The sequence below is a fragment of the Streptomyces sp. NPDC056987 genome, from assembly GCF_042673865.1.
Classification (GTDB): domain Bacteria; phylum Actinomycetota; class Actinomycetes; order Streptomycetales; family Streptomycetaceae; genus Streptomyces.
On the sequence record NZ_JBHURV010000002.1, the window covers coordinates 240,409 to 262,095 of the forward strand.

At 72.2% G+C, this 21,687-nt stretch carries 18 protein-coding genes; 10 read left to right on the forward strand and 8 right to left on the reverse strand.

Features of this window, described 5'->3' with window-relative positions; translation table 11 throughout:
- Positions 1 to 173: 173 nt before the first annotated feature.
- Positions 174 to 740, forward strand: a complete 567-nt coding sequence (locus ACFTZC_RS03410; RefSeq protein ID WP_382886395.1) for a TetR family transcriptional regulator — start codon at positions 174 to 176, stop codon at positions 738 to 740.
- 177 nt (positions 741 to 917) lie between these two features.
- Here ACFTZC_RS03410 and ACFTZC_RS03415 read toward each other — a convergent pair whose 3' ends face one another.
- Complete coding sequence (locus tag ACFTZC_RS03415; RefSeq protein WP_382886397.1) at positions 918 to 1,793, reverse strand: alpha/beta hydrolase; 876 nt, start codon at positions 1,791 to 1,793, stop codon at positions 918 to 920.
- A 47-nt stretch (positions 1,794 to 1,840) separates the two neighbouring features.
- Positions 1,841 to 2,452, reverse strand: a complete 612-nt coding sequence (locus ACFTZC_RS03420) for a GNAT family N-acetyltransferase (protein WP_382886398.1) — start codon at positions 2,450 to 2,452, stop codon at positions 1,841 to 1,843.
- Positions 2,453 to 2,601: 149 nt separating this feature from the next.
- On the opposite strand from ACFTZC_RS03420, the gene ACFTZC_RS03425 reads away from it, so the two are divergent.
- Positions 2,602 to 3,567 carry a TetR/AcrR family transcriptional regulator C-terminal domain-containing protein gene (locus ACFTZC_RS03425; protein ID WP_382886400.1) on the forward strand — a complete coding sequence of 322 codons (966 nt, stop codon included), beginning with the start codon at positions 2,602 to 2,604 and terminating at the stop codon, positions 3,565 to 3,567.
- 129 nt (positions 3,568 to 3,696) lie between these two features.
- On the opposite strand, the gene ACFTZC_RS03430 is transcribed toward ACFTZC_RS03425, so the two are convergent.
- The gene (locus tag ACFTZC_RS03430) at positions 3,697 to 3,963 is read right to left on the reverse strand and encodes a hypothetical protein (RefSeq protein WP_382886403.1); all 267 of its coding nucleotides are present in this window, start codon (positions 3,961 to 3,963) and stop codon (positions 3,697 to 3,699) included.
- A 288-nt stretch (positions 3,964 to 4,251) separates the two neighbouring features.
- On the opposite strand from ACFTZC_RS03430, the gene ACFTZC_RS03435 reads away from it, so the two are divergent.
- Positions 4,252 to 5,796 carry a CehA/McbA family metallohydrolase gene (locus ACFTZC_RS03435; RefSeq protein ID WP_382886405.1) on the forward strand — a complete coding sequence of 515 codons (1,545 nt, stop codon included), beginning with the start codon at positions 4,252 to 4,254 and terminating at the stop codon, positions 5,794 to 5,796.
- A 66-nt stretch (positions 5,797 to 5,862) separates the two neighbouring features.
- Here the strand turns inward: ACFTZC_RS03435 and ACFTZC_RS03440 are convergent, their stop codons facing one another.
- Positions 5,863 to 7,533 carry a serine/threonine-protein kinase gene (locus ACFTZC_RS03440; RefSeq protein WP_382886407.1) on the reverse strand — a complete coding sequence of 557 codons (1,671 nt, stop codon included), beginning with the start codon at positions 7,531 to 7,533 and terminating at the stop codon, positions 5,863 to 5,865.
- 674 nt (positions 7,534 to 8,207) lie between these two features.
- Between ACFTZC_RS03440 and ACFTZC_RS03445 the strand changes: the two genes are divergently transcribed.
- From ACFTZC_RS03445 to ACFTZC_RS03455, 3 genes are all read left to right on the forward strand, one after another.
- Positions 8,208 to 11,156, forward strand: coding sequence for a BTAD domain-containing putative transcriptional regulator (locus ACFTZC_RS03445; protein WP_382886724.1), 2,949 nt, complete (start codon positions 8,208 to 8,210; stop codon positions 11,154 to 11,156).
- 206 nt (positions 11,157 to 11,362) lie between these two features.
- On the forward strand, positions 11,363 to 11,518 hold the full coding sequence (locus tag ACFTZC_RS03450; protein WP_382886409.1) for a hypothetical protein: 156 nt from the start codon (positions 11,363 to 11,365) through the stop codon (positions 11,516 to 11,518).
- A gap of 146 nt (positions 11,519 to 11,664) precedes the next feature.
- On the forward strand, positions 11,665 to 11,832 hold the full coding sequence (locus tag ACFTZC_RS03455; RefSeq protein ID WP_382886411.1) for a hypothetical protein: 168 nt from the start codon (positions 11,665 to 11,667) through the stop codon (positions 11,830 to 11,832).
- An 86-nt stretch (positions 11,833 to 11,918) separates the two neighbouring features.
- Here ACFTZC_RS03455 and ACFTZC_RS03460 read toward each other — a convergent pair whose 3' ends face one another.
- The gene (locus tag ACFTZC_RS03460) at positions 11,919 to 12,491 is read right to left on the reverse strand and encodes a hypothetical protein (RefSeq protein ID WP_382886412.1); all 573 of its coding nucleotides are present in this window, start codon (positions 12,489 to 12,491) and stop codon (positions 11,919 to 11,921) included.
- Positions 12,492 to 12,708: 217 nt separating this feature from the next.
- Between ACFTZC_RS03460 and ACFTZC_RS03465 the strand changes: the two genes are divergently transcribed.
- On the forward strand, positions 12,709 to 13,494 hold the full coding sequence (locus tag ACFTZC_RS03465) for a hypothetical protein (RefSeq protein ID WP_382886414.1): 786 nt from the start codon (positions 12,709 to 12,711) through the stop codon (positions 13,492 to 13,494).
- Between the two features lie 45 nt (positions 13,495 to 13,539).
- On the opposite strand, the gene ACFTZC_RS03470 is transcribed toward ACFTZC_RS03465, so the two are convergent.
- Both ACFTZC_RS03470 and ACFTZC_RS03475 read right to left on the reverse strand, forming a co-directional pair.
- Complete coding sequence (locus ACFTZC_RS03470; protein ID WP_382886415.1) at positions 13,540 to 16,032, reverse strand: PQQ-binding-like beta-propeller repeat protein; 2,493 nt, start codon at positions 16,030 to 16,032, stop codon at positions 13,540 to 13,542.
- A 241-nt stretch (positions 16,033 to 16,273) separates the two neighbouring features.
- Entirely contained in the window at positions 16,274 to 17,284 is a 1,011-nt protein-coding gene (locus ACFTZC_RS03475) for a VOC family protein (RefSeq protein ID WP_382886417.1), read from the reverse strand.
- 293 nt (positions 17,285 to 17,577) lie between these two features.
- On the opposite strand from ACFTZC_RS03475, the gene ACFTZC_RS03480 reads away from it, so the two are divergent.
- The 3 genes from ACFTZC_RS03480 (at position 17,578) to ACFTZC_RS03490 (ending at position 20,321) form a co-directional block, all read left to right on the forward strand.
- Positions 17,578 to 18,225, forward strand: a complete 648-nt coding sequence (locus ACFTZC_RS03480) for a TetR family transcriptional regulator (protein ID WP_365810017.1) — start codon at positions 17,578 to 17,580, stop codon at positions 18,223 to 18,225.
- A 29-nt stretch (positions 18,226 to 18,254) separates the two neighbouring features.
- Positions 18,255 to 18,980 (forward strand): pyridoxal 5'-phosphate synthase, encoded by a 726-nt coding sequence (locus ACFTZC_RS03485; RefSeq protein ID WP_382886419.1) that lies wholly within the window; start codon positions 18,255 to 18,257, stop codon positions 18,978 to 18,980.
- Positions 18,981 to 19,106: 126 nt separating this feature from the next.
- Entirely contained in the window at positions 19,107 to 20,321 is a 1,215-nt protein-coding gene (locus ACFTZC_RS03490; RefSeq protein WP_382886421.1) for a flavin-containing monooxygenase, read from the forward strand.
- Here ACFTZC_RS03490 and ACFTZC_RS03495 read toward each other — a convergent pair.
- Complete coding sequence (locus ACFTZC_RS03495; RefSeq protein ID WP_382886422.1) at positions 20,293 to 21,648, reverse strand: MFS transporter; 1,356 nt, start codon at positions 21,646 to 21,648, stop codon at positions 20,293 to 20,295. The two genes, ACFTZC_RS03490 and ACFTZC_RS03495, sit on opposite strands and share 29 nt — an antisense overlap.
- Positions 21,649 to 21,687 lie beyond the last annotated feature (39 nt).

The following is a 21,687-nucleotide window of genomic DNA, read 5'->3' on the forward strand; positions in this document are numbered from 1 at the left end:
ACACACGGTCGCGTCAGAACTGACAGCCCGTCAGTTTGCTTGAGCCGTCGCTCTGTTCGCTCCCCCCGCTTGCGAGTCCCCCGGAGCACGACGAAGGCTATGTCCGGCCCGGGCCCAGCGACAGGGCCCGTGGGCCCATGCCCGGGCCTAAACGACAGCACTAAACTCGCGACATGGGACGATGGGAGCCTGGAGCCAATGACCGACTGCGCGAGGCCGCACTGGCGCTGTATATCGAACGTGGCTTCGAGCAGACCATGGTGGCGGACATCGCCGACCGGGCCGGCGTGACCGCCCGCACCTTCTTCCGCCACTTCGCCGACAAACGCGAGGTCCTCTTCGACCGGTCGTCCGAACTGGAGGAGAAGGCGCTGGCCGCGCTGGAGGCCGCGCCCGCCACGGCGTCGACGCTGGAGGCCGTCGCGGCCGCGCTGTTCGCCGCGGCCGACGTGATCGGAGGTGACCGTGAGCTCGCGCGGAAGCGGCACACGGTGATCATGGCCAACGCCGATCTCCGGGAACGTGAACTGATCAAGCTCGCGGGCATGTCGGCCACGCTCGCCGACGGGCTTCGCCGGCGGGGCATCGGCGACACCGAGGCCGACCTGGCCACCGAGGCCGGCTCCGCGGTGTACCGGGTCGCCTTCCAGCGATGGGTCGACGCCACCGACGGCCTCGACCTGCACGAGGCCATTCGTCAGTCGTTCGCCCAACTGCGCACCCTGACCGCGTCCGGCTGACCCTCCCCGGTCCACCGGGCGCTCGAAGAGGTCCGGGCAGCCACGCTGCCAGGGCGCGTATCGAGTCGTGATCAAGGGGTGGTCCGGGTGAGGTCTTTGATCCAGATCATCGCCCCGTCCCGAAGGCGAACCCCACAGACCGATCACAACTCTTCCCCAGGGGCGTGCCGCGCCGGGTCAGCGGCCGGCGAGCTCTGAGAAGATCTCCACCAGTTCGGGCCGGTCGAACGGGCCGACATGGGGTGCGGCGACGCTTCGCACGTCAGTCGGGTTGTCCGGAGTGAGTCGGTCGGCCTCTTTGATGAATCGGTCCTGCAGCTCCGGTGGAATCAGCCGGTCGAGGGTGAAGCGCACATAAGTCCGGGGAATCCGGCCCCAGGTGTGTGCTTCGCCCCGGGCTTCAGCCGTGGGAATGCCGGCGGTCTCGTCCGGTTCGAGCGTGGCGAGCAGCCGGCTCACGCCTTCGTCGGTGAAGTCCGCGGCAAGGGCGTTCTTGACGCCGTGGAACACCGCGGGGTCGGCCGAGCGCCAGTTGAGCCGGCTCACCCCGAGGGCCGCCGGGTCGGCGACCATGGCGGCGGTCACCTGGCCGACCAGGCTCTCGCTGTTCTCCGGGGTTTCGAGATAGGCGGCCAGGTTCGGCAGGTCCACGCAGCAGTAGGCGGCGACGTAAACGACCCGATCGAGCAGGTCGGGGATGGCGTTGCCGACCCGGCTCAGGGTGACGCCGCCCTGGCTCATGCCGACCAGGATCACGGGCCCGTGGCGGCGGGCGCGGCGCACCACCTTCACGACGTGCTCGACGTAGTCGTCGATGGTGATCTCGGCGAGTGGCGACGGCTCGGTCGCCAGCGCTTCGAGGTTCTGCGGGGCCTGGTACGAACGGGGGTAGAACGCCTCCCGGCCGTGTCCCGGAAGGTCGACGGCAACACACCGGTGCCCGCGCAGGGTGAGTTCGCCGGTCAGGCCCGAAGCCCAGGCCGACGAGGAGTTGGTGCCGTGGACGAACACCAGGGTCGGCGGTCGCCGATCGGCGTCGCGGTTCGTTGTCATGGACGTTCTCTCCTCTGTTCGTTGGAAAGGCGGCGTCGAGTGCGCGGTCAACGGTGCGGTGGGCGCCACATCGGCCACAGGGGCGGGCTGTCCGCCACGCGAACCGGCTCGCCGAGATCCCCGAATCCGTGCCGCTGGTAGAGGGCGCGGCTGCGAGGCGAACTCGCCTCCAGATACACGGCCACCCCGTCGGCGTCGGCTCGCTCCAGTCGGTGCCGCAACATCGCAGAGCCGAGTCCAGCGCCCTGCCGCCCGCTGAGCACCCCCATGCACGGGAGGTAGAGGTGCGGTTCGCGGGCGGGGTGCCGTGGGGCCAGCGCCTGGCCCAGGGCGAGCAACCGCGCGCCGTTCTCGCCGTAGACCGTCTCCTCGCCCGCCTCCGGCGCGTCCGGGTGCTCCTCATAGGGCGTCCGGCCTGCCGCCAGGCTCAGCCATACCGAGGCGCCCTCGCGACGGCCGGCCAGGTATGCCTCGGCGGCCGGATGGGTGAGCAAGGGGCGGTAGAAGTGCGCCTGGAGACGACCTCGTCGGCGTGCGTCAGGGAAGAGCCAGCAGGCGAGGGGATCGTTCATGAACGCCTCGGTCAGGACGTCCAGCACCGCCTGCTGGTCTGCGACTTCCGCCCGCCGCACGGATGCGTACGTTGTATCAACAGCCATGCGTACACCGTAAAGATGTTGTCCTTGAAGTAGCAGCGTTATTGGCAGAAGTTCTGGGGCCCAGCACGCTAAAGTGAACTGGTACTGGAGCTAGTGCACTAGTACATTCTTTGGTAGACGGCGACCTCACCAAGAGATCGGGGATTCCTGTGCCGACGTCAGCACAGCGACCGGAACCGCCGTACCGGCAGATCGTCGCGGAGATCCGTGCCCGGATCCTGACCGGCGACCTGCGGCCCGGCGATCGAGTGCCTTCCATCCGGCAGATCGCCCAGCGATGGGGTGTCGCGGTCGCGACCGCGACCAGAGTCATGGCCACTCTCCGCGACGACGGGCTGGTCGAGACGAAGGTCGGTGCCGGCACGGTGGTCAGCACCCGCACGGGTCAGAAGCGGCCGGTCGGCCTCACCGCACCACAGGGACCACGGCGGGTCAGCGCCCCCAAGCGGTCACTGAACCGGCAGCACGTTCTTCGCGCCGCCATCGCGATCGCCGACAACGAGGGATTCGACGCCGTATCCATGCGGCGACTCGCGGCCGAGCTGGGCGTCGGTCCGATGTCGCTGTACCGGCATGTGGCGACCAAGGACGAACTGGTGACGCAGATGACCGACGAGGTCTTCGGCGAACCGGAGCTGCCCGTCCCGGGGCCGGAAGGGTGGCGGGCCAAGCTCGAACTGATCTCCCGCCGGCAATGGCAGCTGTGCCGGCGACACCTCTGGCTGCCCAGGGCCGTCTCGTTCACCCGCCCGTTGCTCGTGCCCAACATGATGGCGCACACCGAGTGGACCCTGCGCGCGCTCGACGGACTTGGACTGCCCATGACGACACGGATCCGAGAGGCGCTCACGCTGCACGCGCTGGTCCTCACCGTCGCGCTGTCCATGGCGGACGAGGTCGAAGCCGAGCAGGAGACCGGTGTGACGCTCGACCGGTGGTGGCTGACACAGCGGGCCCGGGCCGACGAGCTCCTCCGCTCCGGACGATTTCCGCTGCTGGCCGCGGTTACCGGGGAAGCGGTGTCGGACGTGGACGGATTGTTCGAGTACAGCCTTGCCCGCCATCTCGACGGTTTCGCCGCCCTGGTGGAGGGGCACGCCCGAACGAGCCCGTAGTCCTGTCCTCGTCAGAAGTGCTGAGGCAGGTTCGTGTCCGACTCGGTGGCCGGGCTCCCCGGGTCAGCACACGCCCAGGACCGTACCGAGGTTCCCGCGCTGTGGGACTCCTGGCACACGCGCCCGGCGTCACCGGCACCCGGGACGCCGGCCGTAGCCGCGGCGGTGGCGGGTCCAGGGCGCGGGGATGGTAACGAGGACCGGGCTGCGGGAGCGGTAACAGGTGTACGTGTACGCCTGTTCCGCGTCCACCGGTACGTGCGGTGCGGGCAGGTCCCGTTCGGGGCGGCCCGCCCACGCGTACAGGATGCCCGGCACCAGCACGACGAGGCTGCCGGTCAGGGCGACAACGCCCCACAGGACGCGGTCGTTCACCGCGTCCACAGTTCGCACCACACGGTCTTGCCTACCGTACGAGGCTCCACGCCCCACCGGTCCGCGACCTGCTCCACGATCAGCAGCCCCCTGCCGAGTACTCCGGTCCGGGTTCGCGATCTCGCGACGGCCCCGGCCGCTCCGCCAGGTACGTCCCCGGCGGGCCATCCGCCCGGTGTCTGCCCGCAATCCGCCACCCGCCGGGCCTTGTGCCCCGGTTCACCCCGGGCTACGAGAGTGACGGAACGTCTCACCGTTTCCGTCAGCCCCTCAGCCCCTCCGCCCCCTCTCGCCTCTGGAGCAGCCGGTATGAGTACGAGCCAGCCCATCGGACGACGCGGACTCCTGGTGACGGGAGCCGCCACCGCGCTTACGTTGAGTACCGTGAGCTTCGCGAACGCCGCTTCCGCCGACTCCCCCGATCCCTCCTCCGCGAGCCCGGCCGCCGACGGCAGACAGGCCAGGACCGTCCGCGGCACCCTGCCGCCCGGTTCCCCCGACTTCGTGTACCTCCCCGTCGAAGTACCGCGTGGCGTCAACGAGATCCATGTCGCCTACTCGTACGAGCGACCCGCCGTCCCGGCCGGCACCCAGGGCAACGCCCTCGACATCGGCCTCTTCGACGAGCGCGGCACGGAGCTGGGCGGCAAGGGCTTCCGCGGCTGGTCCGGCGGCGCCCGCACCGAGTTCTTCGTGCGCGCCGACACGGCCACCCCGGGCTACATCCCCGGCCCGGTCCGCGCGGGCGTCTGGCACATCGCGCTCGGCCCGTACACCGTCGCGCCGGAGGGGCTGCCGTACGAGGTCACCATCACGCTCACCTTCGGCGCCCCCGGCACCACCCCGCCCCCCGTGCACCCGCCGCGTCGGGCCAAGGGGCGCGGCCGGGCCTGGTACCGCGGTGACTGCCACCTCCACTCCGTGCACTCCGACGGCCGGCGCACCCCCGCCGAGATCGCCGCGCTCGCCCGCGCGGCGGGGCTCGACTTCATCAACACCAGCGAGCACAACACGTACTCCGGGCACCGCGCCTGGGAGGGCCTGTGGGGTGACGACCTGCTGATCCTCACCGGTGAGGAGGTCACCACCCGTAACGGCCACGTCCTCGCGCTCGGTACGGACCCGGGCACCTTCATCGACTGGCGCTACCGTGCCCGCGAGAACCGCTTCGGCCGCTTCGCCCGCGAGATCGGCCGCGCGGGCGGCCTCGTCGTGCCCGCGCACCCGCACGGCACCTGCATCGGCTGCAACTGGAAGTTCGGCTTCGCGGACGCCGACGCGGTGGAGGTCTGGAACGGCGCGTACACGCCGGACGACGAGATCTCCCTCGCCGAGTGGGACAACCTCCTGGTGGCATCCGTCCGTTCGGGTGGTACGGAGCGGAAGTGGACCCCCGCGATGGGCAACAGCGACGCGCACCGCGACCCCGACCCGATCGGCACCCCGCAGACCGTCGTCCTCGCCGACGACCTCACCCGCGAGGCCATTCTCGCCGGGATCCGGGCGGGCCGCAGTTACGTCGCCGAGTCCGCGGCGGTCTCGCTGGTCTTCGGCGCGGCGGGCGGCCGGGGGCGCCACGCGGGGATCGGCGAGCGGCTGGACGTCGCCCCGGACGCCCCGGTGACCGTACGCCTGGAGGTGACCGGCGCCCCGGGGTGCACCGCGTACTTCGTCACCGACCAGGGGCCGCTGTACAGCTCCGCGCTCCCCGAGTCGGGCTCGGGCACGGTGGAGTGGCGTACGACCGCCGCGTACGCCGCCTACGTACGTGCGGAGGTGCGGCACGCCCCGAAGGTGACCGGGCTGCCGGGGGCGCTGGCGGCGTTCACGAACCCGGTGTTCCTCGGGGAGTGACAGGAGTGTGGGGAGAGCGGGCCCGGGAGAGCGGGTCCGGCCACGGGGCCGGGCCCGTCCGGTGGCTCAGAGCCCCTCGGCGCGCAGTCGCCGGCGGCGGGAGATGACCGCGGGCACCACGTAGATCAGGGCGAGGACGCCGAGGCTGAGCAGCGCGCCGAGCAGGCCGGCCATCGGGCCCATCAGTTCCTGATAGGCCGACACACTCCCGCGCTTCAGCAGGATGTCCTGCGTGTCGTAGCGGACGAGGTCCCAGCACCCCTGGACCACGACGTACGCCAGGAGCAGCCAGTAGCGGTGGTTCCAGCGGTGCCACACGCGGTGCTCCGTGCGGCCCTTGGTGACGGTGAGCCAGCCGGCCAGCACGAGCAGCCCCGGCAGGATCATGGCCGTGAGCCCGCCCAGGAAGGTGAACCGGGCGAAGAGGAGCAGGAACGAGCCGAGGCTGAGGGGCGCCAGCCAGAGCAGCCCGAGTGCCGGGCGCCCGATCAGCCCGCCGTACGCCCAGCCGAGGGCGCCGGTCGCGGGCTGCGGGGGCGGCGGCGTCCGGCCGTGCGCCTGGGCGTGCGCCTGCGCCTGGGGGTGGACCTGCGCCGGGGCGTGCCCCTGGGGGTAGCCGTACCCGGGTCCGTACATGGGCGGCGTCGGCGAGCCGTACAGCGGCTGTCCGTAGGCGCCCACCGTGTGCGGCGCGTTGTGCGGCGCGTTGGGCGGTGGTGAGTACGGCGCGCCGTGCGGCGGCGGGCCGTACGCCGGCGGGGGCGGCGACTGCGGGCCCGGGGTGCGCGCGTGGTGGAACTCGTCCCGTACGGTCCCGGGATGCCCGTGTCCCCCGTCGGCTCCCTCATCCCGCGACTCCAGGTTGAGCAGCCGCTCCGAGGTGCTGGCGATCGCCGAGGCGATCGGGGCGGGCAGCCAGGTGTCGGTCGTCCGGTCCATGGCCGCGGCCCGGCTGTGGACCTCCGCCGCGCTCGGCCTGCGCTCGGGCTCCGGGTCGAGGCAGTTCAGGATCAGCAGCCTCAACTGCGCGTCCACGTCGCCGAGATCGACCTCCTGGCTGGCCCGGCGCGAGACCTGCCCGGTCGCCGCGAAGGCCAGCGTCAGACCGTAGCTGTAGATGTCGGTGGCCGGGGTGACGCGTTCCCCGTACGCCTGTTCGGGCGACATGAACGCGGGCGTGCCGATCCGGGCGCCGGAGATGGTGAGCGCGCTCTCCAGCGCGGCGTGCACGATCCCGAAGTCGATGAGGCGCGGCCCGGCGCTGGACAGGAGCACGTTGGACGGCTTGAGGTCACGGTGGATCAGGCTCTCGGCATGGATGTGCCGAAGGGTCTTCGCGAGATCGGCGGCGAACCTCCACAATGTCTCCTCGGGCAGCGGTCCGAACCGGTCCACGGCCTCCTGCACCGACGGCCCCGGCACGTAGTCGGAGGCGTACCAGGGGTGGCGTTCGTCCACGCCCGCGGCCACCACCGGGACGGTGCCCGCGCCGTGCGCACCGGCGGCCCCCGCCACGCCGGCGACCCGCTGGACCACGTCCACCTCACGCCGGAACCGGTCCCGGAACCCGGGCGTCGCGGCCATGTCGGCGTGGATGAACTTGACCGCCACGGCCCGGCCACCAGGGCTTCGTGCCAGGTAGACGCGTCCCATACCGCCCTCACCGAGGCGGCCCAGTATCCGGAACTCCCCCACCCGGCGCGGATCCTGGGCGTCCAGCGGTTCCAATGACTCCACTCCCTGTTCCCTCGGCGTCGTGCACCGCGCGTCGCTCGTCGGGCGTCCCTCACCCGGTCCGTGATTCTCACACGACAGTTTCGTACGGGCGGGGGGAGGGGGAAGTGAAAGAGAGACCAAGGGGGAGGCGGCGGGCCACTCCGCCCCCTCGCTCACCCCGTAGCCCTTCGGCCACTTGCGGTCCTGATCCTGTCGAGGGCTTGTGCAGAGCCTTGCTCACTGCTGACGGACAGCCTCCGGCAAGGCAGACTGTCCGGGGCGATACCGGCGAGTGGCGGGCAGGGGGAGCTATGGGCCTCGACGGCGGGCCGCGCGTTCCGGAGCAACGGACTCCGGCCGCGCCGAGTGACAGGGACAGGACCGGCGCGACCAATGACAGCAGGGGCACCAACGGCAGCGGCGCCGATACCGTGCACGGCGCGGGACACGTCAACGGCGCTGATTCCGAACGGAGTCGCGCGACGACCGCAGCCACCGCGACGACGACGGCCACCGCGACCACCGAGACCACCGCGGCGCCGATCGGCGAGCACATCAACCGGGCCGGCCACGTCAACGAGACCGTCAACAGGTCCGGCAACAGGTCCGGCAACGGGACCGGCAACAGCAACGGCAACGGCAACCGCAACGGCACGTCGATGAGGCCCGATAAACTCGGCACGTTCGACAAGGCGATGGGCGGAAAGGCCGACAGCACCGTGGCCGGTGAACCCAACGAGTCCGCGCTCCTCCGCTTCAGCGTGCTCGGCCCGGTACGCGCCTGGCGCGGCGGCGAGGCGCTGCCCCCCGGCTCGCCGCAGCAGCGCGCCCTGCTCGCCTCGCTCCTCCTGCGCGAGGGCCGCACCGCGACCGCCGCCGAACTCATCGACGGGCTCTGGGGCGACGAACCGCCCTCGCAGGCGCTCGCCGCCGTCCGTACGTACGCCTCCCGCCTGCGCAAGGTCCTCTCCCCCGGCGTGCTGGTCAGCGAGTCCGGCGGCTACGCCCTGCGGACCGGCCACGACGCCCTCGACCTCAACGTGGCGCAGGAGCTGGCCGCCGACGCGGACAAGGCGCGCGCCGCCGGCAACCGCGGCCAGGCGCGCTCCCTGATCAGCAAGTCGCTGAACCTGTGGGACGGCGAGGCGCTGGCCTCCGTGCCCGGACCGTACGCCGAGACGCAGCGCACCCGCCTGGAGGAGTGGCGCCTCCAGCTCACCGAGGCACTCCTCGACCTGGATCTGGAGGTCGGCGCCCACACGGAGGCCGTCTCCGAACTGACCGCCCTGACCGCCGCCCACCCGCTGCGGGAACGCCTCCGTGAGCTGCTGATGGTGGCGCTGTACCGGAGCGGCCGGCAGGCGGAGGCGCTCGCCGTGTACGCGGACACGCGCCGGCTCCTCGCCGACGAGCTGGGGGTGGACCCCCGGCCCGAACTGTCGGAGCTGCAGCGCCGCATCCTCCAGGCGGACGAGGACCTGGCGCGCCCGCCGGAGGAGCCCGAGCCGGTGCACGCCCTGCCGCGTCCCGCGCAACTCCCGGCGACCGTACCGGACTTCACCGGCCGGGAGGCCTTCGTGCGGGAGCTGGGCAACCGGCTGGCCACCGCCGAGGGCTCCGTCATGGCGGTCTCCGCGCTCGCGGGCATCGGCGGCGTCGGCAAGACGACGCTCGCCGTCCATGTCGCGCACGCGGCCCGCACGCACTTCCCCGACGGCCAGCTGTACGTGGACCTCCAGGGCGCCGGGACGCGGGTGGCGGAGCCGGAGGCCGTACTGGGTTCGTTCCTGCGCGCGCTCGGCACCGCGGACACCGAGATCCCCGACTCGCTCGCCGAGCGCTCCGCGCTCTACCGCTCCGTGCTCGACGGCCGGCGCGTCCTCGTGCTGCTGGACAACGCCCGGGACGCGGCGCAGATCCGGCCGCTGCTGCCCGGTACGACCGGGTGCGCGGCGCTGATCACCAGCCGGGTCCGGCTGGTCGACCTGGTGGGCGCGCACCTCGTCGACCTCGATGTGATGTCGCCGGAGGAGGCGCTTCAGCTCTTCACCCGCATCGTCGGTCTCGAACGGGTCGCCCCGGAGCGCGAGGCGGCCCTCGACGTGGTCGCCGCCTGCGGCTTCCTCCCCCTCGCCATCCGGATCGCGGCGTCCCGCCTCGCCTCCCGCCGCACCTGGACGGTGTCGGTCCTCGCCGCGAAGCTCGCGGACGAGCGGCGCAGGCTGGACGAGTTGCAGGCGGGCGACCTGGCCGTCGCGGCCACCTTCGAACTGGGCTACGGCGCGCTGGACCAGGCGCAGGCGCGCGCCTTCCGGCTGCTCGGCCTCGCCGACGGCCCCGACATCTCCCTGGCGGCCGCCGCCGCGCTGCTCGACCTGACGCCGCGGAAGGCGGAGGACCTGCTGGAGTCGCTGGTCGACACGTCGCTGCTGGAGTCGGCCGCGCCGGGGCGGTACCGCTACCACGACCTCGTACGGCTCTACGCGCGTGCCTGCGCCGAGCGCGACGAGCAGCGCCCCTCGGAGCGGCGCTCCGCGCTCTCCCGGCTGCTGGACTTCTACCTGACGACCTCGGCGCGGGTGTACGCGCTGGAGCGGCCCGGCGACCGGCTGGTCGCCCACCTGGAGCCGACGTCGTACGAGGGGCTGTCGTTCACGGACCGGCACGACGCGCGGGACTGGCTGTACGCGGAGGCCAACTGCCTGCTGGCGTGCGTGCGCCAGTCCGCCTGCGGTCCCGACGCGGAGAGCCTGCGCCGGGCCGTGGACCTGCTCTGGGCCTCGCTGGACCTCGGCGAGTCGGGCGCCAACGCCAAGGAGTACGAGGCGACGGCGACCGCCGTACGGGACGCCGCGCACACCCTCGGCGACGACCGGGCCGAGGGCCGGGCGCTCATCGCCCTGAGCAACCTCCACCTGTCCACGGGCCGGTTCGAGGAGGCCGACGAGCGGACCCGGCAGGCGATGGCGCTGGCGGAGCCCGCGGGCGACACGCTGACCGTCTGCTGGGTGAGCAACATGCGCGGCGCCATCGCGATCTACCAGAACCGGAACGCGGACGCCGAGGTCCATCTGAAGCGCGCGATCGACGACTTCCGGGCCGACGGGAACCTGCCGGGCGAGGCGTCGGCGCTCTGCAACCTCTCCCGCGCGCATCTCGCGATGGGGCGTACGTCCAGCGCGGTCTCCCTCGCCAAGGAGGGCATCCGGATCTACGAGCAGATGAGCAGCGACGCCCTGCGCGCCGCGAACGCCCGCTACGCGCTCGCCATGGCGCTCACCAAGATCGGCCATCTCTCCGACGCGGCCCAGCAGTTCTCGGAGGCCCTGGAGACCTTCCGGGACAGCAGGCAGCGGCTCTGGGAGGGGATGACGCTCTTCCGCCTCGCGGAGGTCGATCTGGCGGGCAGGCGGCCCGCGCCGGCCGCGTCCAACGCGGAGATGGCGCTGATCGTGCTGCGCGGCATCGGCGGGGAGTGGCGGCGCGGACAGGTGCTGACGGCGCTCGGGCGGGCCCTGAACGGCATAGGGCAGACGGGACGCGCCCAGGTCTGCTGGCAGGAGGCGCTGGCCATTTTCGAGGAACTGGGGTCACCGGAGGCGACGGAAGTTCACAGCCTCATCACCTCCTCCGCCGTCGCATAACCTGCCTGGGCTGCACGTTCATCATTCGTTTAGCGGTCCACGGCATTGTCGTCCCCGTCGAATCCGTTGCGTCGGGGGGCAGACGGATCGATGTGAGGCCGAACCCCTAGGGTGAGCGGCCTTGAGACGCCCGTCCGGTCATTCGGGGGAACGGCCGGACGGGCCTCATGCCCCACCGCATCGCTCTATACGAGGGAGTTCAGGCCATGAGCGAGAAGAAGACCGAGCAGATCGTCAAGCCGCAGGGCGACACGCACGTCACCGACGAGCCGGACACCACGCCCAAGCCGCTGGACACGCACGTCACGAGTGGGGAAGTCAAGCCGCAGGGTGACACGCACGTCACCAGCGAGCCTGCCTGATCAAGCCTCTTCGACGGGGGTATCGGCCGCGGCGGCGCGGAGGGGGAGCCGCCGCGGCCCTGGCATGTCAGGGGCCGGAACGCCTGATACCACTTACCGATGCGCCGTCGACGGTTGCGGCAGTGCCTACCGGAAAGAATTTCGACATGACACTTGAGATAACGCTCGCCAAGAGAATCCTGGTCACCGCCGCCCTGATCGTCGCCGCGGGCGCGACCGCGGCGTCGCCGGCTCTCGCCGGTGACAACCACGTCACCGATCACCCCCAGGACTCGCATGTCAGCGTCGAAACCCAGGACGTCCACGTCACCTGACGCCCCAGCCGTCCGACCGGCGGTACGGCAGCGGAGAGGGCCGAGCGCGTAGCTCGGCCCTCTCCGCTGTCACCGTCGCCGGCCGGTCAGGTGTCGAGTGCCGTACTCACCGCGCACTTCCGCACGCGTGACAGCTGGCGCGGGCTGTCCATCGCCACCTTGACCGTCGTCGTCTCGCCGCCCTCCAGGTCGATCTCCGTCTCGCCGGAGTCGACGACCCGGCCGGTGGCGTCCGTGAACGTGACGTCGATGTCGTAGCGGTCGGCCGCCCCCGTCGCGGTCTCCACCCGTACGGTCGCGTACGTGACCGCCTTGCGCTTGCCCTTCGCCTGGCGGACGCAGGTGACGATCCGCGCCTCGACGCCGTCCGCGGTCCCCGTGACGGCGGGCGTCGGCGTCGGGTCGTCGTACGTGCCGCCGGACGAGCCGTCGTTGTCGTTGTCGTTGTCGTACGCGTGCTGCTGCGAGCCCGCGTTGTACCCCGACGACCCGTTGCTCTTCTTCGAGTTCGAGCAGCCGCCGCCGCTGCTGCTACTGCTGCTGCCCGACTTCCCCTTGCTTCCGCTGCCCCGCTTGCCGGCCTTCGACGAGGAGAACCCCGTCAGAGCCAGCACCACCACGACCAGTACGGCCGCGAACTTCAGACGTCGACGTATCAAGGCCGAGTCACTCCCCCCGTTGGAAACGTACAACTAGTCAGCACCGCTCGGCGGCCCCCAGGGACCCCATGGGGCGGGGCTCGCATGAACCTGCCAAGTGCGCGCGACAGGGTAGCAGCGCGTACCGACAGCCGCAGGCGCCGCATGGCGCACACCAGGCACCCGGCGTAGCGTCGGCACCTGGAGCAGGATTCCGCACAGCCAAGGAGGCCGGGCGATGGTCCGCAACATCTTCGGTTCGATCCTCGCTCTCGCGGGGGCCGCGGCCGCCGTCTACGGGCCGTTCCGCGCCTGGTACGCCGGGCGGGCCGGACGCGACTACCGTGTCGCCGATCTCTTCAACGGCGTCACTCCGAACGGGTCCGGGCTCGTCACCTCGCTCCTGCTGCCCTTCGCCTTCGCCGCCCTGGTCACCCTGGTCGGGGTGGTGGCGCGCTCCCGTCTGCTGGTCGCGCTGGCCGGACTGATCGTCCTCGGCTTCACCGTGCTGTGGATGGTGCGTCAGGGACAGGCGGCCGGCTCCCTCACCATCAGCGGGGACGGTTCCGGCCTGGGCATCGGCGTCGCGTACACCGCGGGCGGCGGGGCGGCGCTGCTGCTGGCCGCGCTCCTGATGTCCGGCCGCCGGCGCGCCGGACGCGACGACTGGGAGCGGGCGCCCGCACCCCAGCACTACGAGCCCCAGCAGTACGAACCGGGGCCTTACGAGCCCCAGCCGTACGACCCGCGGGACTACGGGCAGCAGGGGCAACAGGGGTACGGACAGCAGGGCTACGGGCAACAGGCGTACGGACAGCAGGCGTACGGGCAGCAGGAGTACGGGCAGCAGGAGTACGGGCAGCAGGGCTACGAGCCGGACCCCTGGCCCGAGCCCCAGTCGCAGCAACAGCAGCCGCACGACGGCGACACGCAGTCCCTGCCCGTCACCGGCCAGTGGTACGAAGAGCCCGGCAACGACCCGCGCGGCAACAACCGGCCCCACAATCCCCGCCGGGACTACTGACGACCGTGACGCCGGCGCGGCGCGGGCCAGGCCCTGTCCGACGGGCTACCGCGAACCGCGTCCCGTCGCCGTCCCCTTGACCGCGTCCAGCGCGTACACGCACCGGTCCTTGCTGCACGCGTACACGACGCCCCGCCGCGCCACCGGCGACCCCGTGATCTCGCCGCCCGTCGCCAGCTTCCAGCGGAGCTGGCCGCCGCTCGCGTCCAGCGTGTACAGCACATGGTCGGCCGAGCCGAAGTGCAGCCGCCCGTCGGCGACGACCGGGGCGCCGATCACCTCGCCGCCCGCCGCGAAGCGCCACTTGGGCGTGCCCGTGACCGCGTCCAGGGTGTACAGCGCGCTGCCGCTGCCCACATGGACGTTGCCGTCGGCGACCAGGACCGGCTCGATCGACTGCCGGGACTCGGTCGCGATGCGCCAGCGGTCCTTGCCGGTGGTCGCGTCGAGCGCGTACACCGTGCCCAGGTAGTCGGCGAGGTAGACGCCGCCGCCCGTGACGGCCGGGCCCGGCGCGAAGGCGGGCGGGGAGAGGAAGACGGCGGGCGCCTCGAAGTGCCAGCGGACATGGCCGGTGGCGAGGTCGATGGAGAGCACGCGGGTGCCCGCCGCGACGTAGAGATGGCCGTCGGAGGCGGGGCTCACCCGTACGGGTACGCCGCCGCAGGAGGCCGCGTCACCGATGGGGTACGACCACAGCTCCGTGCCCGAGCGCGCGTCCAGCGCCTGGAGCCGCGCGTCCTTCCAGACGAAGACCGTGCCGTCGACGATGGTGGGGCCCGACTCCGGGGTCTCGAAGTCCGTCTGGGCGCCCGCGATCTCCCACAGCCGCTCGCCGCTGGACGCCTCCCACGCCTGGACACCGCCGCCGCGGGTGCCGGTGACGACCGTGCCGCGGTCGACCTTGAGGGAGTACACCCAGGAGGTGGTCTGGAGGCGCCAGTGCTCCGCGCCGCTGGTGCCGTCGAGCGCGTAGAGCGTCGGACCGTCCGAGGCGTGGATCCGGCCGCCTGCCACCGCCATCGCCCAGGCCACGTCCCGGGTCTTGAACTGGCGGCGCCCGCTGGCCACGTCCAGCGCGTGGACCTCGAAGGACGTGACGTAGAGCAGCTCCCCGTCGACGACCGGGGTCCCCCAGACGTCGTTGGACATCCGGAACCGCCAGGGCCGCCAGCGCTGGGCCTCCCCCGGCACGTCGGGCGGCTGGGTGGGCACGGGCAGCGGCGGTACGTGCGGATGCGGCGCAGCGTGCGGGGGCTCCGCGCCGGTCAGCCCGGCGGGCGGGCGGATCCAGCCGGTGGCGGGGCCCGCGTCCGCGACGGCGTGCGTCTCCGCGACGCGCGGCCCGGGGCCGATCGGGACCGGCGCGCCCGGCAGCCGGACGGGGCTGGCGGACGCCGCGGCGGCGGACAGGGCGGCGCCCGGCCCCACGGGACGCGCGTGCTGCCCGCCGGGCACGGCGCCCTGGGCGGCGGCCTGGGCGGCGGCGTGCGCACCACCGGGTCCGCCGCCCTGGCTCGCCCGGCCGGCGCCGTCGGGGCGCCACGCGGCGTCCCAGTCGGGCGCCTGCGCGGGCCGCGGCGGCCGGTGCTGGGGCTGCGGCGGTACGGGAGGGGCCGCGGGCCGCGCTACCGCGGTGACCCGGCCGCCGTTGCGGCGGTGCTCGATCATCGCGGTGGCGGAATCCGGCAGCCAGGCCGAGGCCGTACCGCTGTCGTCACTGCCCGAGGCGAAGAGATGCGGGGCGAGCTGCGCCTGGAGGTCGGCGGGCGAGGGCCGCAGCCCGGCGTCCATCTGCATACAGGACTCGATGAGCGGCCTCAGCTCGTCCGGCAGCCCCTCCAGATCCGGGCCCTCGCGCAGCAGCATGAAGACCGTCTCGACCGGGTTCGCCCCGTGGAAGGGGGCGTGTCCGGTGGCGGCGAAGACGAGGGTGGAGCCGAGGGAGAAGATGTCGCTGGCCCCGGTCACGCTGCGGGAGTCCCTGGCCTGCTCGGGCGACATGTACGCGGGCGTGCCGACCGCCACGTTCGTCATGGTCAGCCGGGTGTTGGAGACACCGGAGGCGATCCCGAAGTCGATGACCCGGGGGCCGTCCTCGACCACCAGCACGTTCGACGGCTTCAGGTCGCGGTGGACGAGACTGGCGCCGTGGATCGACTGGAGGGCCTCCGCGATCCCGGCGGCCAGCCAGCGCACCGCCTGGGCCGGCATCGGACCGCACTCATTCACTATTTCTTCCAGCGAGGGCGCGGGTACGTACGCCGTGGCCAGCCAGGGCACGGCGGCCCGTGGATCGGCGTCCACCACGGCGGCCGTGTAGAAGCCGCTGACGGCGCGGGCCGCCTCCACCTCGCGCGTGAAGCGGACCCGGAAGAGCTGGTCCTCGGCGAGTTCGGTACGAACGGTCTTGATCGCCACACGGCGACCGGACGCCGATCGAGCGAGATAGACCAGCCCCATGCCGCCGGCCCCGAGCCGCCCCAGCACCTCGAAAGGGCCGATACGCCTCGGGTCGTGCTGCGTCAGCTGCTCCACTTGCCTGCCACCTCCCCGTACGGGCCACAAAGGTACGGCCCCCGTGCGCCCTGATTCTTCCTGCCGGAGGCGGCGGTTGCGAACCCGGGGGCGGATCGGGGTGTCTCATCCCGATCCGGACAACCACCCACATCTCCACCGCCGCGACGCCCGCCTACCGGGGATTGTCCCCCGCATCGCCGGTCGCAGTCCCCGTCACGGCCCAGGCTCCGCGACGGACAAACCCTAGGGCCTACAGACCCTAAGTCCGTTTCCAGCCCAGCCGCCGTTTTCTGCCGGACTCGGGCTCCGATCCGGACTCGGACTCTGATACGGATTCCGGAGCGGATTCCGTCAGGGGCGCCTCCGGCGCGTTCGGCGCGTTCGGCGCTTCCGCCGCTTCCGTTTCTGCCGTCTCTTCCGCCGTCCGCTCCTCCAGTACGGCGAAGGACGCGCCCTGGTTGTCCACCAGGACCGCCATCCGCCCGGACGCGATGTCGAAGGGCGGCGCGGTGATCCGGCCGCCGAGCCGGACCGCCGTGCCCGAGGTCCTGTCGCAGTCGGCCACGGAGAAATAGCTCAGGAAGTGGCCGGGCAGCTCCGCGGGGAAGGCGTCCGTGATCACGCTGCGCCCGCCCACGGCGCCCGCCGCGCCCGGTGCCGCGCCCGCCGCCCCCGGTGCCGCGTCCGCCGGGAACCACATGCGGAAATCGACGCCGGAGTCCCCGCCGCCGGACACGTCCGCACCGGGCACGTCCGCAGGGACATCCGCACCAGGGACATCCACGCCCCGGAAGCCGAAGACGCTCTCGTAGAAGGGGTCCACCCGCGCCTTGTCCCTCGTGTAGACCTCCGTCCAGCAGAAGGATCCCGGCAGGCCCTTCTTCTCGAACCCCGCCTCGTCACCCGCCTGCCAGAGCCCGAAGACCGCGCCGGCCGGATCCGCCGCCTGGGCCATGACACCGGACCGCCCCACCGCCACCGGCTCCCGGACGAGCTGGCCGCCCGCCTCCCTGATCCGCCGGCTGAGCGCGACGGCGTCGGCGGTGGCGAAGTAGACGCCCCAGACGGTGGGCATCCTGCCGTCCCGCTTGGCGACCAGCCCCGCGACCCGCTTCCCGTCGCTGAACGCCTCCGTGTAGTGCCCGCGCTCCGCCCCGGCGGCCCGGCCGAAGGTCCAGCCGAACAGCTCCCCGTAGAAGCGCTTGCCCGCCTCCAGATCGGGGAGCGACACATCCACCCAGCACGGCGTGCCCTCCGCGAATGCGGCCATGGACCGGATCCTTCCCTGTGCACAAGCGACGTCGGCATGTGGCGCCCGTCACAGCAAAGCTAATGCGGGTTGGCCGGAATCGCAGCGGATGAAATCGAACAATTGGTTCATTATCCCAGGGTGAAGCCGTCGCCACCCCGAGTTATCCACCGAAGTTGTCCACAGGCTGTTGATAACACTAATCCTGTGCACAACCTGGGGACCGGCCCTCGCGGTCCCGTGCGGGAGATGGCCGGTTCCCCATTTGCACTCGGCCAAATCGCGCTCCGATCACCCCTCGGTAAGCTGACGGCATGACAGGACAAGTGCGCACCGTCGACGGCCGCGTGGCTGGTCGACGCGGACAGGCGACGCGGCAGAAGCTGCTCGACTGTCTCGGCGAGATGCTCAGCTCCTCGCCGTACCGGGACGTGAAAGTCATCGACGTCGCCCGCAGAGCGGGCACTTCACCCGCGACGTTCTACCAGTACTTCCCGGACGTCGAGGGCGCGGTCCTCGAAATCGCCGAGGAAATGGCCAAGGAAGGCACCGGGTTGACCGGGCTGGTCTCCGGCCGCTCCTGGATCGGCAAGGCCGGGTGGCAGACGTCGGAGGAGCTTGTCGAGGGGTTCCTCGATTTCTGGCGCAAACACGACGCGATCCTCCGGGTGGTGGACCTGGGCGCGGCGGAGGGCGACAAGCGGTTCAACAAGATCCGCCTGAAGATCCTCAACTCGGTGACCAACTCCCTGACGGAGTCCGTGTCCGAGCTCCAGTCCAAGGGCCGCGTCGACAAGGACGTCAGCCCGGCGGCGGTGGCCGGCTCGCTGGTCGTCATGCTCGCCTCGGTGGCCTCGCACCAGAAGGGCTTCCAGAGCTGGGGCGTGAAGCAGGCCGAACTGAAGCCCAATCTCGCCCTGTTGGTCCACCTCGGCATGACCGGCAAGAAGCCCACGAAGTAGCGCGCCGAAACGATCCGGCGAACCACCCCATGGACGGCACCGACACCGGTCACGACCGCCCCCAGGAATCCTTCCGCGCCCTCCTGCACGCCCAGCGCGTCTGGGACACGGGCGGCGCCCCACTGCCCGACTTCGACCCGGCCACGGCGCCCGACGACCCGCTGACACTCTTCCACCGGTGGTTCACGCAGGCGGTGGCCGCGCACCAGCCCGAGCCGCACACGATGACGCTCGCGACCACCGACGAGCAGGGCCGTCCGGACGTACGGACGCTGATGCTGCACGACGCCGACGACCACGGCTGGCACTTCGCCTCCCACGCCACCAGCCGCAAGGGCCGCCACCTCGCGGCGCACCCCGAGGCCGCCCTCGGTTTCTACTGGCCCACGCAGGCCAGGGCCGTACGCCTCAGAGGCCCGGTGCGGACCGCGCCCCCGCGGGCGAGCAGCGCCGACCTCCACGCCCGCTCGACGGGCGCGCTCGCCTCGGCCCTGGTGGGCCGCCAGAGCGAGGTACTCGCCTCGCCGGAGGAACTGGCGGAAGCGAGCCGAACGGCCTGGGAACAGGCCCGCCGCGCCCCGTCCACCGAGGCGCCCACCTGGACGGCGTACATCCTCGTCCCGGACGAGGTGGAGTTCTTCCAGGGCGAGGAAAACCGCCGCCACGTACGCCTCCGCTACCGCCACCCCGCGAGCCCCCCACCCGGCCCATCGGTACGCGAGTCCGCCTGGGTACGCGAACTCCTCTGGCCCTGACACCCTCCCCGCGATGCGCACCTCCGGCGGGTGGTCGGTTGCCGTACGGCGGGCGTGATCGATTCGCAATCGGTTTCCTTCTTGACCGGCACCCAACAAGTGGGGCGGCCATTACGCTCAGGCTTCATGTGTGCAGATTTCGAGCTCGCCGATGAACGACCTGTGTACGTCGTCGGAGGCGGCCCGGGCGGGCTCGCCGTCGCCGCCGTCCTGCGTCAACAGGGCGTACGGGCGGTCGTCCTGGAGAAGTCGGGGGCCGTCGGGGCGTCCTGGCGCGGCCACTACGAGCGGCTGCGGCTGCACACCACGCGGGCCCGGTCCGGGCTGCCGGGGCTCAAGATGCCGCGCTCGTTCGGGCGTTGGGTGGCGCGCGCCGATGTGGTGCGGTACCTGGACGTGTACGCGGCCCACCACAAGCTGGAGATCGTCACCGGCGTGGAGGTCACCCGGATCGACCGCTCCCCCGACGGCGCCGGCTGGCTGCTGCGCGCCACGGGCGGGCGGGAGCTGACGGGGCGTGCGGTCGTCGTGGCCACCGGGTTCAACCACACGCCCCGCGTGCCCTCCTGGCCGGGCCGGGAGGCGTACGAGGAGGGCGGCGGGGTGTTGCTGCACGCCGCCGCGTACCGCAACGCCGGGCCGTACGCCGGGAAGGACGTCCTGGTCGTCGGCGTCGGCAACACGGGCGCGGAGATAGCCGTCGACCTCGCCGAGGGCGGCGCGGCGCGCGTACGCCTCGCCATCAGGACCGTTCCGCACATCCTGCGCCGCTCCACGCTGGGCTGGCCCGCCCAGCTGACCGGGATCCTGGTGCGCCGGCTGCCGACCCGGCTGGTCGACGCGGCGGCCGCCGTCCTGGCCCGGGTCGCCGTCCCCGACCTGGCCGCGCAGGGGCTGCCGCGCCCGGACACGGGGCTCTACTCACGGGTACGCGAGGGCGCGATCCCGGTGCAGGACGTGGGCCTGATCAAGGCCGTACGGAAGGGGAGAGTCGAGCCGGTGGCGGCGGTGGAGTCCTTCGACGGGAACGGGATCGTCCTGGCGGACGGCGCGCGGATCACCCCCGAGGCCGTCATCGCCGCGACCGGCTACCACCGCGCCCTGGAGGGCCTGGTGGGCCATCTGGGCGTGCTGGACGCGCGGGGCCGTCCGGTGACGCACGGCCGCCGGACCCCGAAGCAGGCGCCCGGCCTGTACTTCACCGGCTTCACCAACCCCATCAGCGGCAGCTTGCGCGAGCTGGCCCTCGACGCGCACCGGATCGGGACGGCGATCGCCCGCAGGAACCGCGCCCGGAATCGGCGGAAGGGCGCTACGCCGCCGCCGTCCGTCCGCGCCTGATCACCAGCGCCATCAGCGCCGCCACCGCGCACAGCGCGCCCGAGGCGTACCAGATCACGTCGTACGAGCCGAAGACGTCCCGCGTCACGCCGCCCGCGAAGGCGACGACCGCCGCCCCGACCTGGTGCGAGGCGAGGACCCAGCCGAAGACGATCGCGCTGTCCTCGCCGTAGTGCTCCCGGCACAGGGCGATCGTCGGCGGGACCGTGGCAACCCAGTCCAGGCCGTAGAACACGATGAAGAACAGCATCGGGGGATGGACGGCCGGCGCCAGCAGCATCGGCAGGAAGAGCAGCGAGACGCCGCGCAGCGCGTAGTAGACCGCGAGCAGGCGGCGCGCCTCGTAGCGGTCGGTGAACCAGCCGGAGGCGATCGTGCCGACGACGTCGAAGACACCGATCACCGCGAGCAGCGACGCGGCGGCCGTGATCGGCATGCCGTGGTCGTGCGCGGCCGGTACGAAATGGGTCTTGACCAGGCCGTTGGTCGAGGCGCCGCAGATCGCGAACGTACCGGCGAGCAGCCAGAACGGCCCGGTGCGCGCCGCCGACGCCAGCACCGACAGCGCCCGCCGCGCGGCGCCCCGCACCGGTGCGGGCTTCGGGGTGAACTCCGGGGCTCCGTAGGCGGACAGGCCCACGTCCGCCGGGTGGTCGCGCAGCAGCAGCCAGACGAACGGGACCACGGCGAGCGCGGTCAGCGAGACGGTGACGGCGGCCGGGCGCCAGCCGTGCGCCTCGACCAGCCAGGACAGCAGCGGCAGGAAGACCAGCTGCCCGGAGGCGCCCGCGGCCGTCAGGATGCCGGTGACCAGACCGCGCCGGGCCACGAACCAGCGGTTGGTCACCGTCGCCGCGAAGGCCAGCGCCATCGAACCGCTGCCCAGGCCGACCAGAACGCCCCAGTACATCACCAGTTGCCAGGTGGCGGTCATCCAGACCGTCAGCACCGCGCCCGCCGAGATCATGGTCAGCGCGACGGCGACGACCTTCCGTATCCCGAAGCGGTCCATCAGGGCCGCGGCGAACGGCGCGGTCAGCCCGTACAGCGCCAGGTTGACGGAGACCGCGAAGCCGATCGTGCCGCGTGACCAGTCGAACTCCGTGTGCAGCGGTTCGATCAGCAGACCGGGGAGCGAGGCGAAGGCGGCGGCGCCGACGATCGTCACGAAGGTGACGGCGGCGACGAACCACGCCCGGTGGATCCGCCCCGGCGCGCGCGGAGCAGGGGCAGGGGTGAGGGTGGGGACGGGGACAGGGACGGGGACGGAGAGGGGTGCGGGGGTGCCCTTCGCGTCGTCCGGGGTGAGGTCCGTTGACTGTGTCACGTCGGACAGCATCCGATGCGGGATCCGGTCGTACGAGTG

What these genes read in the sequence shown, in the direction of transcription:
- ACFTZC_RS03410 (WP_382886395.1), top strand. Translation starts at nt 174, where the DNA reads ATGGGACGATGGGAGCCTGGAGCCAATGACCGACTGCGCGAGGCCGCA.
- ACFTZC_RS03415 (WP_382886397.1), bottom strand. Translation starts at nt 1,793, where the DNA reads ATGACAACGAACCGCGACGCCGATCGGCGACCGCCGACCCTGGTGTTC.
- ACFTZC_RS03420 (WP_382886398.1), bottom strand. Translation starts at nt 2,452, where the DNA reads ATGGCTGTTGATACAACGTACGCATCCGTGCGGCGGGCGGAAGTCGCA.
- ACFTZC_RS03435 (WP_382886405.1), top strand. Translation starts at nt 4,252, where the DNA reads ATGAGTACGAGCCAGCCCATCGGACGACGCGGACTCCTGGTGACGGGA.
- ACFTZC_RS03445 (WP_382886724.1), top strand. Translation starts at nt 8,208, where the DNA reads ATGGGCGGAAAGGCCGACAGCACCGTGGCCGGTGAACCCAACGAGTCC.
- ACFTZC_RS03450 (WP_382886409.1), top strand. Translation starts at nt 11,363, where the DNA reads ATGAGCGAGAAGAAGACCGAGCAGATCGTCAAGCCGCAGGGCGACACG.
- ACFTZC_RS03455 (WP_382886411.1), top strand. Translation starts at nt 11,665, where the DNA reads ATGACACTTGAGATAACGCTCGCCAAGAGAATCCTGGTCACCGCCGCC.
- ACFTZC_RS03465 (WP_382886414.1), top strand. Translation starts at nt 12,709, where the DNA reads ATGGTCCGCAACATCTTCGGTTCGATCCTCGCTCTCGCGGGGGCCGCG.
- ACFTZC_RS03475 (WP_382886417.1), bottom strand. Translation starts at nt 17,284, where the DNA reads ATGGCCGCATTCGCGGAGGGCACGCCGTGCTGGGTGGATGTGTCGCTC.
- ACFTZC_RS03480 (WP_365810017.1), top strand. Translation starts at nt 17,578, where the DNA reads ATGACAGGACAAGTGCGCACCGTCGACGGCCGCGTGGCTGGTCGACGC.
- ACFTZC_RS03485 (WP_382886419.1), top strand. Translation starts at nt 18,255, where the DNA reads ATGGACGGCACCGACACCGGTCACGACCGCCCCCAGGAATCCTTCCGC.
- ACFTZC_RS03490 (WP_382886421.1), top strand. Translation starts at nt 19,107, where the DNA reads ATGTGTGCAGATTTCGAGCTCGCCGATGAACGACCTGTGTACGTCGTC.